We start from the raw sequence: 14178 nt of genomic DNA on the forward strand, positions 1-14178 counted from the left end.
TCCTAGAACAAAGCGTAATCGTCGTTTATTTTGCGTATAATGTAGTTGACCGTCATGATCAGAATGAAGCCAAACAGCGATTGATACAGCCCGGCTGCTGTGGCCATCCCGATGTCAAAGGTAACCTTAAGCGAGCGGAACACATACGTATCCAGAATATCCGTAGTATTATAGAGCACCCCGTTGTTGCCGATCAGCTGGTAAAAGAGGTCAAACTGCCCCTTCATGATACTTCCAAGCGAGAAGAGCAGCAGCACAATAAAGGTTGATTTCAGCATCGGCACCGTGATATACCAGATCCGCTGGAAGATATGCGCACCGTCAATCTTGGCCGCTTCATAATATTCGTCGCTGATTCCCGTAATGGAGGCCAGGTAGATGACCATGCTGTAGCCAAGATTTTTCCAGAGATAGAATACGATAATCAGGAAGATCCAGACGACCGGTTTGTTGTAGACATCTACAGGACCGGCTCCGAATTGGGCCAGCAGCGTATTCAAGAAACCGTTATCATAATTGAACACATTGTATACAATAACGCTCAGAATAACGAAGGAGACGAAATACGGCAGGAACATGATCGACTGGGTCAGCTTTTTGAACCATTTGACACGCAGCTCACTGAGCAGAATCGCACAGACGATAGCCAGCACATTCCCCAGCAGGATAAACGCCAGATTGTAGCCGATTGTATTGAGCGTAAGCTTCACCAGTGTGCCGGACTTCCAGAGAAATTCGAAGTTCTTGAGCCCCACAAAAGGCGCATCGAACATTCCGGAATTGAAGTCAAATTGGGTAAATGCGTAATACACGCCGACCATCGGGAAATACGAATTGACCAGAAAAAACAGCAATGTAGGCAGCAGCATCAGAAAAAGAACCCGGTTATGGACCAGCTCATGCAGAAAACCCTTTTTCCTCTTCTTCTCAGTCCTTGCCCCTGTCTCTGACGGCAGCTGCCCCGCCCCCTTAATAGGAAGCTCTATGGCGAGCGCTGTAACGGACTTGCGTTTACGGTGTCTCAAAGCCTTCACCCTCCTGTTACTTCTATATACTTCATTGCGGCAGCATACGCCTTCCCGCCACCGTCTGGACGCCTGAAGCTGCACTCAGCGGCTCCGTCCAATGTATGCTCTGAGTATAGAAGACATCTCCGCAGGGTGAACAGTGCAGCTTGAGGGTATTCCTGTATGATGTGGAGCATCGGCTGGTGCACTTTTCTGACTTTTGTGGAGAAAATAAAGATTGAACGCAAATAAGCCCCGTAAGCGCTCCTGTTTCAGGACAGCTCCGGGGCCTTTTCCCACATATTTAAACTATCACTTCTTTGCAGCCTGCTCTTGGGCCTCTCTCTCCAACGACGCAAAATATGCAATCTTAAGTTCAATCTTCTGCGCAAACCTCTGAAAAAACCTAATCTTCTCATCAATTTGCAGCTTATGGGCCTGGAGCAGCTTCCGCTGGTCCGGCAGCGCTTCCACTCCTTCCCGGGATAACGCGATGAACTGCTTGATCTCAGCAATCGGCATCCCCGTATCCTTCAGGCAGCAGATCAGGGAGATCAGCTCCAGATCCTCGTCGTGAAAGCAGCGGTTGCCATGTTCATCCCGTGCTACAACGGGCAGAACACCTTCTCTTTCATAATAACGCAGTGTATATTGGCTAAGTCCGCTCTTTTGTGCTATGGTTTTGATGCTGTAACCCATATGTCAGCTCCATTCCGCCGCGTACGCTCCGGCAAGTAGAATTACCTTTAAGGTAACACCAATACGCTTCTATTAAAAGCCCCGCCAGGAAATCTATTGACTTACACCTAACTCTAAGGTCTAAAATTTACAGCGTACCTTACATTTAAGGAGTGAATAATTAATGGTAAAAACAATTAACGTGGGTAATGGCACATTAGAGGTTGCCGAAATTTCATTAGGCTGTATGCGGATTGCCGACTTGTCGGCCAAAGAAGCTGACGTTCATATTCACAGTGCTCTGGAAGCAGGCATTGATTTTTTTGACCATGCGGACATCTATGCCGCCGGCAAAGCCGAAGAAGTGTTTGGCGATGTCGTTGCCAGCAGCCCGGGGATGCGCGACAAGTTGATGATTCAGACGAAATGCGGCATCCGCCAAGGCTTTTTTGACTTCTCCAAAGAGCATATTGTGTCATCCGTAGAGAACAGCCTGAAACGTCTGAAGACCGATTACGTGGATGTGCTTCTGCTGCACCGCCCCGACACCTTAATGGAGCCGGAGGAAGTCGCTGAAGCCTTCGATTACCTGGAGCAAAAAGGCATGGTCAAGCACTTCGGTGTCAGCAACCTGAATCCGCTGCAAGTTGAACTGCTCAAAAAAATGTCAAACAAAAGCTGCTCTTCAATCAGCTGCAGCTGAGCATTATGGTTTCCGGCATGATTGACTCCGGCTTCAATGTGAATATGACGAACTCCGCTTCCGTGGTGCATGACGGCGGCATTCTGGAGTACAGCCGTCTGCATGACATGACCATTCAGCCTTGGTCCCCGTTCCAATACGGCTTCTTTGAAGGCGTATTCCTGGGAAATGACAAGTTCCCGGAAGTGAACCAGGTTATTAACCGGTTGGCTGACGAAAAAGGTGTGGCCGACACTGCCATCGCTATCGCCTGGCTCCTAAGACACCCGGCCAAGATGCAGCCGATTGTAGGCACTACCAACACCCAGCGCCTGCTCGACATTGCCAAGGCTTCAGATATCACCCTCTCCCGGGAAGAGTGGTATGAGATCTACCGTGCAGCGGGGAACAAGCTTCCTTAACGGGCTTAGGGATACCGTTTTTTAGAGAATGGTATCCCTCATCCTTGTTCTTAGTTTTTTCCTGCTGCCTGTAACAACACGATTATAGATAACAGTTGGTGATAAGATGTTCAAAATAGGAGAATTTTCTAAATTGACACAAATTTCAATCCGAATGCTCCGATACTATGATGAAGTAGGACTTTTAAAGCCAGCAGAAACCGACAAGTGGACAGGATACCGTATGTATTCGGTCGAGCAAATACCTGTTCTTAATAAAATTATTTATCTCCGGGATAGTGGATTTAATGTTTCGGAAATTGCAGTAGCCCTTGATAAAATGGATGATAAATCGCTTATAGAACAGCTTGACGCAAAATATGCGGAAATAGAAAAGACAATTCAAGATAACATAGTTAAATTAAGAAAAATCGAAGTCGCTAAAAAAGAGCTTTTAGGGCAGAAAAATGAAATTCACTATAACATTTCAATTAAATCCATTCCAAGTTATCAAGTTCTATCCCTGCGTAGAATCATTCGGGACTATTACGCCGAGGGCGAACTATGGCAAGAGTTGTCTGCTTTTGCCGAAGAAAACCACATACATATTTACAGTAATACTTTTTCTATTTATCACGACATAGAGTACAAAGAGTCTCATGTGGATGTTGAGCTATGCCTTCCTGTAAAAAAACAGGGAAAAAGTACAAACAGCTTTACCTATCGAAATACCGAGCCTGTACCCACGATGGCTTGCACAATGGTATGTGGTGATTTCACTAATATAGCGGGAGCATATATAGCTTTTGCTGAATGGCTGCAACAGAACAGCCAATATAAGATGTCCGGGCAAACACGGCAAATCGTACACCGTGGCCCCTGGAATGAGAATAATCCAGAAAAATACCTAATAGAACTTCAAATACCATTGGAGATTGTATAAAAACGTCTTGCATTTTGCAGGACGTTTTTTTATCCTCTTGACTCTCACATGGTGTGAGGGCTTACGCTGCACCTGACATCGAATACGAGGAGGATATAATATGAGTAATTTAGAAGTACATTCCATTGGCAAGGTTCGCAGCAACGAGAGCGGTACTTTCATTGCATTGGAAAAAAAGTTCATTCCGGCTTTACAATCATTAGAGGGTTTTAGCCATATCAGTGTACTTTGGTGGTTCAGCGATTATGACGACGAGCATTCGCGCTCCGTACTGCAAACCGAGTCACCGTACAAAGGCTCTCCCGAGGTCATGGGCATTTTTGCTACAAGGTCGCCTATGCGTCCTAATCCGATAGCGTTGACCGCAGCGGAAATTATCCAAACCGACTTTGAAAACGGTATAATTCAAGTGGCATTTATGGATGCATATGACAATACTCCCGTTCTTGATATTAAGCCTTACACGCCCAGCCTTGACAGGGTTGAAACCCCCGGTGTCCCGGCATGGTGCAGCAGGTGGCCGAGAAGTACTGAAGAATCTGGTTCCTTTAATTGGGCAGAAGTTTTTAATTTCTAAGGAGGGAAGAGCTTAGCAGATCGAATTATTCAGGCGGTATAGCATCTTGTAATTGCTATACCGCCCACATCTTAAAACATCCTTATCTCAGCCCAGTTAAACCAAGGTTTTACGGGTTTTTTATTTCTCACATCCTGCACGTTTGTTTTATTTCAGATAAGATCCGGTCTCTCCAATTCCGCCTTTGCCGTTCAGGACATAGACCCTTGCATTCCCTTTGCCGGAGCATGTCAGGGTAATCGTACCGTTGGTAACGGTTTTGGCATCGCCAGTCACCGCATCCACATAGGTTCCGTTCGGAATCCCGGTAAAGGTAGCATTTCCCGAAATCGTAACCAAGGCAAAGCTGTCAATGCCTTTGGCGCTGTCGGTGTATCTTCTCTTAAATGCCAGGTTCCCTGATACATTCTCTGTAGAATACTGTCCTTTCTGTAAGGCCGGGACTGCTCTTCTGATCAAATTCAGCTGTCTGATATGTTTGGCCAAAGGATAATTGAGCGATTCTGCAAGTGTGCCGGTTGCATTCGTATATTTACCGTAATCCTGGACCGTAACACTGCCTTCTATGTGATCGCCAAAGTAAGCACGGCCTGTTGCGCTGAGCGGTGCGTTTGGACCTACATCGAGGGGTACCCCCTTCTTAAATTCGATTTCCGAGCCATAGAAGATGGCGGGAATTCCCGGAAGGTGAACATTAGCGCGAGATTCTCAGCCCAGGTGTCCTGTGTACCCGCAAACCGCTGATTTTCCGGAGCCTGGTCTGGTGCATAGTCATGAGAGTCGACATAGGTAACATTCCAGGTTGCATCATTATAGAATTGGTCGCCGCTTCTCATACTGAATGCTTCCTGTGCTGTCTTGAAGGCCCAATGCATCGGAAAATCAATCACATCCATACCCGATTTCATCGAATAGTCAGGCGTATGATAGGTATTGCCGTTAAGGAAAGCATTGTTTGAAGTAGGCTGTCCTGCTGTAGTAGAGTTGTCTGCCCACTCCTGTTCAACTGACGCTTTATTGGAAGCGTAATCATTTATGTTATCGCCCGGATACGGTTTCGAAGCTTTCCAGGTATAAAATGGCGTCGAAATTGCCGGAATCCCGCTGTTCCATACATCTCTGTAGCGGGTGGCCACTTCACCAAACATAAAGAAGTCCGAGCCTCCTCGTGCCTTCCAGGCAGGAATAAAGTATTTATTGTAAATATACCGGCTCACATGCTTTACTGTATCGAGACGGAAAGCATCAACACCCATATCAATATATTGGTTATAGGAGTCTATCAGATATTGATCAACCGCAGGATTTTCTGTGTTGAGGTCGACGCAGTCTCCGGCAATCTGTCCTGTCTGTACGGTATAAGATTCCCAGGAAAGACTTTTCTCCGTATGGTACATGTTATTGTTCGTCTCCGCCGTCTTCATTAAGGCAATTCTTGCCTGGTACTGCTGATCGGGTGTCATGGAATCATAGTTTGACGGCAGCTTATCCGTTATTTTGAGCATGTTGCTGACGGTATCCGGCTTGGTCTCATCTTTCTTGAACATAGGGAACAAATTCTCTTCACCGAAATTACCGGTATGGTTGACAACGACATCCTGAATAATTTTTAGCCCTTTTGCATGCGCTGCATTGATCAAATCTTGATAGGAGGCTCCCGCAGATTCATACCTTGGGTCCACTTTGGCAAAATTGATCGCGTGGTACCCGTGATAATCATAACCGCTCGCATTCTGCACAACAGGTGTAATCCAGATGGCACTGAATCCGAGGGCTTTGATGTAATCCAGCTTTTGAATCAGCCCTTTAAAGTCTCCTCTCCAAGCCGGGTCCGAATCCGGATTATTCGCCTTGGTATCCTCCCATGCGTGCTCGTTGTTGCTTGGATCGCCATCATAGAACCGCGAAGTGATGACGAAATAAATGCTGTCCTCCCGGAAATCTCCCGACTTTCCAATATTGTAGACAAAGCTTTGTGTGGTTTGATTCCCAGCTCCGTCTATCACAAGGAACTTCAGGGTGGTGGTTTTGGAGATCAGGATGGAAGGTCCCGTCAAACCGGCCATTGCATTGCCAGAAATATAAGCTTTAGAACCTGCGGTTGGTTCCGTACCATCATCGGTATAATATGCCCTTGTGGTTGCTGCCTTGTTATCTTTTATGTTAAAGGATACGGTAACCGCAGTATCGGAATGCCCCACAGGCAAATTCGGAGTGATGGTTGGAGCTTGTAAATCGGCATTTAAGTCAATGACATAAGCGAAAGAAGCTACATTTCCTGCCTGACCGGTTGAGTTCACACCAAAAGCCTTGATGGTCATAGAGGAAGCCACCTGAATTGGCGAGGTATACAAGGCCGATGCTGCCGTAGGTGTTGAACCGTTGGTTGTATAGTAAATTTTATCCCCGCTATTGGTGCTGGAAAGCTTCACCGTCTGGGCAGAATCGTATGTTTTGGGCGCAGGAGAGACTGAAATCACTGGAATTTTGGGGAGTTCCGGGTTGGTTTCATACCACATGTTATCCGTGTAAAACCAGGACTCCTTCACATTGCGGGACAATTCGGCTGTCTGTTTACCGCTGCCGTCATTAAAAATCAGACTGGCACTCGCGGCTCCGGCAATCGTATAGCTGTACCAGTCATTTCCGTCGGAATTCATCAGAATTCCCGGCCATGCCCCGCTTATCGGAACGGTTGCCGGACTCAGATTCCAGTAATGGATTCGCATTGAATTCCAGCTTGAGGGTTTCTTCACATGAACCGTTATCCCGGCTGCTGGTGTTGCAGTTGCCGTTGCTGTAGGTGTTGCTGTTGCTGTAGGTGTTACCGTTGCTGTAGGTGTTACCGTTGCTGTAGGCGTTACCGTTGCTGTAGGTGTTGCCGTTGCTGTAGGCGTGGCTGTTGCTGTAGGCGTTGCCGTTGCTGTAGGTGTTGGAGTAATTCCAGCGGAAAGTGTCATGTAATCAAGATTAATATTACCGCTGTCAGTGGAATCATATTTGTATGCAATCGTATTATTCCCTGCCAGTAAGGAGAGGGTTTCCGTTTGGTCACCCCAGGTGTTCCAGTTTGCCAGACTTGCTAAGGTTGTCTGTTTAACTTTGCTTCCGTTGACGTATATGGAAACTGTCTTCGCGCTTCCGCTTGCGTTAGCGTAATGGAGAGTGGCATTATAAGTGCCTGCTGCTGAAGCCTGAACGGTAAAAGTTGCTGTTGCTCCGGGAACATTGTATCCATCCACAAACCCGGTCCCTGAATACCCGGTGTGATCGGTATTTACCTTTGCCCCTCCAGACAAAACCGCGCTTTCGCCTTCATACTTCCCCTCAGCCGGTATAACCACCGTCCAGTTCTTCCCGCCATTACTATCCCAATAATCCGTAGGCGCCGTAATGTGATAGCAATAAATTAGTGTAGCACCTTCTGGCACACTAATGTTTGCAGTAAATGTAGTCCCGCTCTTGGACATAACCGTGTCCGTAGAATCTGTCCAGTTATTTGCAGTCCAATGCAGCGTCACGGCAGCTGCCGTAGAATTCGAATAGGTTACTGTATAATCGGTATTGCTTGCAGAAGCCCCGCCGGACAGCCCGAACAAGCTAAAACAAAGTGCAAAAATGACTAACCATGAAACATATGACCTGGTTTTTTTTCTCAACACGGACAAACCTCCCATGAATTTATTAGATGCGCAAACGTTTGCATTAAAGTGAAAAAAAATACGCCGCTACAATTTTTCATCAACCGCCCCCTGTTGGACATATAGAAAAGCACTCATGTACGCGCTTACAAATTAGATTGATAAATAAGCCAGGAAGAAATTCAAATTCCGCATACAATCGACTTTTTCCTTTTCTGATTATAATCCCCATCTTTTTCCTGGTCAATGATAATTTGAACGTTCACGAAAGCGTATGCATAGAATCTTCAGTCAAAACTCAACCCGCGCGCACCAATCGGGTAAGCTATCAATCATACTTTTCCGCTTTGAGAATCAGACATGAAAAGCTCTTGAAATCCCATTAATAATAAGGAAGACCCCAATGACTCTCAATATAACTCTGGAGGTTCTATCGTCTTTTCTGAAAATAGCCTGACCAAGTGTGCCAATAAATACGTTAATGAGAATCCCGACAATGAGTTCCACAATCCCAATTAATTCCACTATACCCAACTTAACCACTTCCTGATCTATATTTTGATTATCCTTTAGCCCCTCAATGCCTTAAGTTCTCTGTTCATGAATAAGAATCCGGCTGCGAGGCCTACAACCCCGATCCCTGCGAATACAGCCAGCGGAACCCATTCTGAAGTCATAGGCTGATGGTCAAAAATAACGGCTGATAACGATTGGATTGCCCACGATTCCGGAGTGAACCTGGATAGGACCCGCATGAACCCTGGAGCCATTTCCATGGAGAAAAAGGAACCGCCGAGCATTCCGGTTACGGCTATGATTATTGAAGCTGAAGACGTAAACTGCTTCTGATTCCGCATAAACGGTATAACAATCATAGTGATGCTGGTTAAGGCAAATAAATAAGCAGCGAATAGAATACCGACCGCAAGCGCGTTGTCTGCGATACTAATCTTAAGCAAATACTTGCCGGCGGCCAAAATGACCAGGACATGAACAGCTCCAAACAGATAGGTCGCCGTCATCTTTGCCAGCAGATATTTTTTGTAATCAACAGGTGTGCTTAGCAATCTGCTAAACGTATTGTTTTCTCTTTCATCAATTAAGGTCCGTAATCCCTGAATGACGACGAACCAAATGAACATGACCAGAAAACCGATTAACCTTGCTGTGGCGTTGTCATGGGTCTTCTCTCCATTACTTAAAGTCTGATCATCTATCGTTAGATTCGAGGCCTCATTGATCCCCTTAAATACACTGGCTGTAATGCCTGAGCCATCTGCATTCAGCTCCTTAGAGATTACTTGTGAATCATGAATAACTTTTTGGAGTGTGCTTGCTTCACTGGTAATAATCTCTTCCAGAATCGTCCCATCGCCGTTTTCATAATTTTGTACAAAATAAACAGGTAATTCTTCACCGGATGACAGACGGCTGCCAAACCCCTGCTTCACTACCAAACCAAAGGGAATATCCTGGTCATCAACCTTTTTTTTGATAGTGGCCTCGTCGGAATGTACAACTTTCACCTGGTTATGCCTCTGGATCATATCCATGAGCTGCTTCGAATACACACTATGGTCGGCATCCGCTACATATAAGCTTTCCTGGCTGCTCCCCTGGGAGAAGGAGAACAAAAAGGTCAGGATTAAGGGAACTGCAATTGTTGCAAATACCGCGGTCCTATTTCGAAACATCAGTTTCAGCTGGTTTTTTACCATGACTATAAATTGCACTTTTATTCCACCTTTTTCCGCTGTATACCATAATGTTAAAGATAATAAATATCAGTCCTATACCTATAAGCTCCAACAAATCAATATACATGCCGTCCAGACCTACTCCCTGGCATACCTTTAAATATGAATTTATTGCTTTACCATTAGGGATAATCTCCTGAATGACGCGCAGGCTATCCGGCAATCCGCTTTTAGTGATAAAGCTCCCGCCCAAAAAGCTGAAAATGTACAGCACAGGAGAAGCCAGGCTGGAAACAGTCACATGGTCTTTCGCGGTAAATCCCCATAACAGAATAATGCTGCCGATGGCAAAAGCATAAACAATAGTAATAACAAGCAGCTCTAAAGGGTTTCCCCATTTCATCTGAAATACAAGACGGCTAATCATGATCACAACGATCATTTGGATCACAACAGATAAAATAATCCCGAACAGTTTGCCTAGCACATACTGTATATTCAAGGTAGGTGTGGATTTGATTCGAAACAGGGTGTGGCTCTGCTTCTCGTCCACTATGCTATGAACCAGCACAAATGCCGTCATTATGGAGAACATAACTACCATTGCGATCGAGTAATACTGCATAGCATCTATAGGCACGGCATCTTTATGGGTTGGCACCTCCGGTTTTTTAAGACTGAGCTGCTTATTTCCTGAAATTTGGCTCATAACCTTTTCTATTTTGTCTTTAGGTATACCGCCTTTACTGCTTATGGTCTGCAGAATCGTCCTTTGTTCAACATTCATTGTCCTGATACTTGCATTGAACCGGTCCAGAATAACCGTAACTATGTCTTTATCCAGAGGCTTATCGTTGTCGCCCAACAGGACGATATCCGTTTTTTCATTATTCATGGCGGTCTTGGTGAAGGTTTCCGGTACGTATACAAATACTGCAGCCTTACCGTCCTGGAGTAATTGCTTGCCTTGCTTATAGCTGGTGGTTTCTTTTAAATTTATGATTTTCTTCAGGTCCTCTTGTTTGAATACGTTATCTCTTAAGTTGTTTCCCAAGGATACGAAATGAGTCCCTTCCGAAGAGCCCTTATCAGCATTATAAAAAGCTACATTAAAGGTTTTGATTTGGGAACTAGAATCACTAAATACCGTTCCCAGGATGAGTATTAGAATGGATGGAAACAGAATAAGCTTTAGATAAAATGTTTTATTTTTAGTTAGCAGCCGCAGATCCAATAGAAATAAACGTAATAGCTTTCTCATAATACCGCCCCCTCACTACCCCCTTAAGGCCTTACCTGTTATCTGCAGAAAAATACTTTCCAGGTTAACTTCCTCGTATTTAAAACTGGTGAGTTTAATTCCTAATTTTTTGATCTCATCCACAATCTCAATCACATTCTTATCATTCGTCGAAACCAGCATACTGATTTGATTGCCCTCTATCTTAACCTTGGAAATACCGGGAATCCGGTTTAACTGTTCAAGTGCGTCTTCACTCGCTGTGCTAAAATTCACTGTCAACGTGTCACACGCCGCCAGGCTTTGCTTTAGCTCTTCTTTCGTTCCCAGCGCAATCAAGGAACCGTGGTCGATGATGGCAACATTCTTGCATAAGTACTCCACTTCCTCCATGTAGTGACTTGTATAAATCACCGTCATTCCTCTGTCTTGATTGAGTTTTTTCACAGTCTCCAGGATATGATTCCGGGATTGAGGATCAATGCCTACTGTGGGTTCATCCAGGATCAACAACTTGGGATCATTCATAAGCGCAACCCCTATATTGACCCGGCGCTTCATCCCTCCGGAAAACTCGGCTACATTCTGATTTTTCTTATCCTGTAATTCGATGATATCCAATACTTCGTTGGTTCTGTTTTTCAGCTTTTTTCCGGAAAGTCCATACAGGCTGCCGAAAAATTCCAGATTCTCCTTGGCGCTTAAGGCTTGGTACAGTGCCAAATCCTGCGGCACAATGCCCATAATTTTTTTGATGTCTGCAGGTTTTTCCCTAAGGGATTTATTATCAATGGTTATACTTCCGCTGGTTGGCGTAAGCACTGTACTTATCATGGATACGGTCGTTGACTTTCCGGCTCCATTAGGACCTAACAAGCCAAAAATCTCACCACGCTTCACATTTAGCGAAATATTATTAACAACAGTGATGTCATTGTATTTTTTGGTCAAATTTGTTAATTCAAGCATCGGTTAAAGCACCTCGCGTTCATTTCTTGTTCTGTTCTCATTCTACGCCCCCCTCCAAGTTAAAAATATTCACTATAGTACTCAATCTGAGTATTACTTTAGTTACCAGTTAGGTTATTACTTTAGTCATATGGAGAAGGCAAATAAAAAAATGCCGTCCTTACAATAGTCAGTCTGTGGATCAGACGGATTACTGTAAAAACGGCATACCGTAAGCAAGCCGGCAGCAGTTAAACGCGGGTTAGCCATGCACCAGGATTATAGCGATTTTTGCAGACATAGGGTTAATTCGGTTCTATTCTTCAGCTCAAGTTTCTCCAGCATTCGTGAGACGTAATTTTTGACAGTACCTTCAGTAATAAATAAGTCACTGCTGATCTCTTTATTGCTTTTGCCTTCCATAATGCATTTGGCTACCTCCAGCTCACGTGGTGTAAGCAGCTGCAGAATCTGCTCATTCCGCAGGTTCTCAGTACCTGCATTCTTTACAGAATTCAGCGCATTCACTACTTCCCGTGTAATCTTGGGATTCAGCAGAATGTTCCCCTCACAAGCAGTTTTAATGGAAGAAAGGATTTCCTGAGAGCCTGAATCTTTTAGAATGTACCCGTCCGCCCCATTTTTCAGACCTGTAAAAATATACTCACTGTCATTAAACGTAGTAAGAATGATCACCTTGATCCCGGGGTATTTGGCTTTCACCAATTTTGTCGCTTCAATTCCGTTCATTACCGGCATTTTGATATCCATCAGAATAACTTCAGGGGAAGTGTAGCTGAGAAGCTCCAAGGCTTCTTCTCCGTTGGACGCTTCACCGATAACATTGATTTCCTCATGCAGGCTAAGAATCATCTTCAAGCCTTCCCGGACAATTTGCTGATCATCCACTATCATAATATCTACCATGAATGTGCCTCCTTGTTAACCTCGAAATCAACAGTAATTTTAGGAATATTGGCCTCAACACGAAATCCTGAAGATTCGCCCGAGTAAAAAACAACCTTTCCGCCCAGGGCTAAGATCCTGTTCTCTATCCCCTGAATCCCCTTGGATTTGATGATCTCTTTGCAGTCTGCTCCATTATTATGAACGAGCAAGGAGATATGATCAGAATATTTATGAATGGCAATGGAAAAGTGTGTAGCCTGCCCGTGCTTAATACCATTGGTGATAGACTCCTGTACGGTCTTGTAAATACAATTTTTGATATCGGAATCCACATATTCAATATCTTCATCCATGTTCAGTTCAAATTGAATCTTATTCGTTTCGAGAAAGTTGTCGAAGATTTCGTGAAGGGACTGCAAGAGTTCTTTAGAAGCTCTCTCATCCCCCAGAAGCACCACGGTTTTCCGGAGATTGACGATGCACTCCTTGGAAAGCTGCTGCGACTTGTGTATGGCCAGTTTTGCCTTATCTGTCTCCACATCCACGATTGTACTGGCATATTCAAGATTCATATTTAAGGCTATAAGATAGTGCCCCAGTGAATCATGAAGTTCTTGGGCAATCCTCGTTCTCTCCTGGGAGATGGTCAGCTCTTGAATCTTGTTCGAGTACTCCTGCAGTGTCGTGTTGGCAATTTGCAGTTCCTGATTTAGCTCTTGGGTTCTTGCCTTCTCAATCAAAACATTTCGGAACAAATAGACAATGGAAATGATAATTAAATAGGAAGATAAAATATCCCTGAGGGTAGTATGATCTGCTATTAGCGAAGCCGTAAAAATAGAAAAATGCAGGCACAATACATATACAGGAATTTTGTGTGTGCTGACAATGATCTCAACAAGCAGAATAATGATGTAGATTTGCGTGCCTATACAGTAGACCTTAAACAATAAAAAACCAGCCAATAGATTGCTTAGAATAAAAGATACATACCACAGGGCCTTAGTCTGATTCTGAAACTTGACTCTGGTGAAATCGTTCACGAGCAATAGTACAGCAATAAGGGTAAGAAACAGAATGGATTGCGTATCCCCGGATAATCTTGAAGAATCGTCGTAAAAATCGAAAACAAAGAAAATCCCTTGAGCATTTTTTGCACAAGCATTCGATTACCGGCCGTATACAGGTCTTTCATGATCGATACCCTCTTACTGAAGTTGGAATTTTAACCATAACTGGCTTTATCTATACTACAACAAACAAGTAAAAAAAACATAAGAAAGCTAAAAAAAAGGCAAGGACAGCGGATTTTTATTCCTGGCTCTTCTCTTGCCAATATAATTCCTCAAAATATCGCAATACATGATGCCGAAAAACAGTTCCGCTTATATTTTATAATGAATGCGTAGCGCTACAGAAAAATGCAAGCGGTTACAAAAAATAATTAGACAAAGG

Annotated in this window: 9 protein-coding genes and 2 pseudogenes; 3 read left to right on the forward strand and 8 right to left on the reverse strand. The window is 44.3% G+C overall.

From position 1 onward, the window contains the following. Nucleotides 1-2 precede the first annotated feature (2 nt). On the reverse strand, nucleotides 3-869 hold the full coding sequence (locus JI735_RS03940) for an ABC transporter permease (RefSeq protein WP_233476448.1): 867 nt from the start codon (nucleotides 867-869) through the stop codon (nucleotides 3-5). A gap of 450 nt (nucleotides 870-1319) precedes the next feature. Further along, the gene (locus tag JI735_RS03945; RefSeq protein ID WP_039832124.1) at nucleotides 1320-1706 is read right to left on the reverse strand and encodes a MerR family transcriptional regulator; all 387 of its coding nucleotides are present in this window, start codon (nucleotides 1704-1706) and stop codon (nucleotides 1320-1322) included. 163 nt (nucleotides 1707-1869) lie between these two features. On the opposite strand from JI735_RS03945, the pseudogene JI735_RS03950 reads away from it, so the two are divergent. The 3 genes and pseudogenes from JI735_RS03950 (at nucleotide 1870) to JI735_RS03960 (ending at nucleotide 4288) form a co-directional block, all read left to right on the forward strand. Further along, a pseudogene (locus JI735_RS03950) lies at nucleotides 1870-2789 on the forward strand (aldo/keto reductase). 106 nt (nucleotides 2790-2895) lie between these two features. Then, nucleotides 2896-3711 carry a MerR family transcriptional regulator gene (locus tag JI735_RS03955; protein WP_039832122.1) on the forward strand — a complete coding sequence of 272 codons (816 nt, stop codon included), beginning with the start codon at nucleotides 2896-2898 and terminating at the stop codon, nucleotides 3709-3711. Nucleotides 3712-3811: 100 nt separating this feature from the next. Beyond that, the gene (locus JI735_RS03960; RefSeq protein ID WP_039832120.1) at nucleotides 3812-4288 is read left to right on the forward strand and encodes an SAM-dependent methyltransferase; all 477 of its coding nucleotides are present in this window, start codon (nucleotides 3812-3814) and stop codon (nucleotides 4286-4288) included. A gap of 147 nt (nucleotides 4289-4435) precedes the next feature. On the opposite strand, the pseudogene JI735_RS03965 reads toward JI735_RS03960, so the two are convergent. The 6 genes and pseudogenes from JI735_RS03965 to JI735_RS03990 form a co-directional block, all read right to left on the reverse strand. After that, nucleotides 4436-7965: pseudogene (locus tag JI735_RS03965) on the reverse strand (alpha-amylase family glycosyl hydrolase). A gap of 533 nt (nucleotides 7966-8498) precedes the next feature. Continuing rightward, nucleotides 8499-9623: an ABC transporter permease gene (locus JI735_RS03970; RefSeq protein WP_233476237.1), complete on the reverse strand. Its 1125-nt coding sequence runs from the start codon at nucleotides 9621-9623 to the stop codon at nucleotides 8499-8501. Next, nucleotides 9610-10887: an ABC transporter permease gene (locus JI735_RS03975; protein WP_039832225.1), complete on the reverse strand. Its 1278-nt coding sequence runs from the start codon at nucleotides 10885-10887 to the stop codon at nucleotides 9610-9612. The genes JI735_RS03970 and JI735_RS03975 overlap by 14 nt, the downstream gene beginning before the upstream one ends. Before the next feature lie 15 nt (nucleotides 10888-10902). Next, nucleotides 10903-11835, reverse strand: a complete 933-nt coding sequence (locus JI735_RS03980) for an ABC transporter ATP-binding protein (RefSeq protein WP_039832226.1) — start codon at nucleotides 11833-11835, stop codon at nucleotides 10903-10905. Nucleotides 11836-12093: 258 nt separating this feature from the next. Beyond that, the gene (locus JI735_RS03985) at nucleotides 12094-12741 is read right to left on the reverse strand and encodes a response regulator (RefSeq protein WP_039832227.1); all 648 of its coding nucleotides are present in this window, start codon (nucleotides 12739-12741) and stop codon (nucleotides 12094-12096) included. Then, a complete protein-coding gene (locus JI735_RS03990) occupies nucleotides 12735-13766 on the reverse strand; it encodes a sensor histidine kinase (protein WP_233476238.1) in 1032 nt (343 codons plus the stop codon). The genes JI735_RS03985 and JI735_RS03990 overlap by 7 nt, the downstream gene beginning before the upstream one ends. Nucleotides 13767-14178: the final 412 nt, after the last annotated feature.

The organism is Paenibacillus sonchi (assembly GCF_016772475.1).
GTDB lineage: Bacteria > Bacillota > Bacilli > Paenibacillales > Paenibacillaceae > Paenibacillus_AQ > Paenibacillus_AQ sonchi.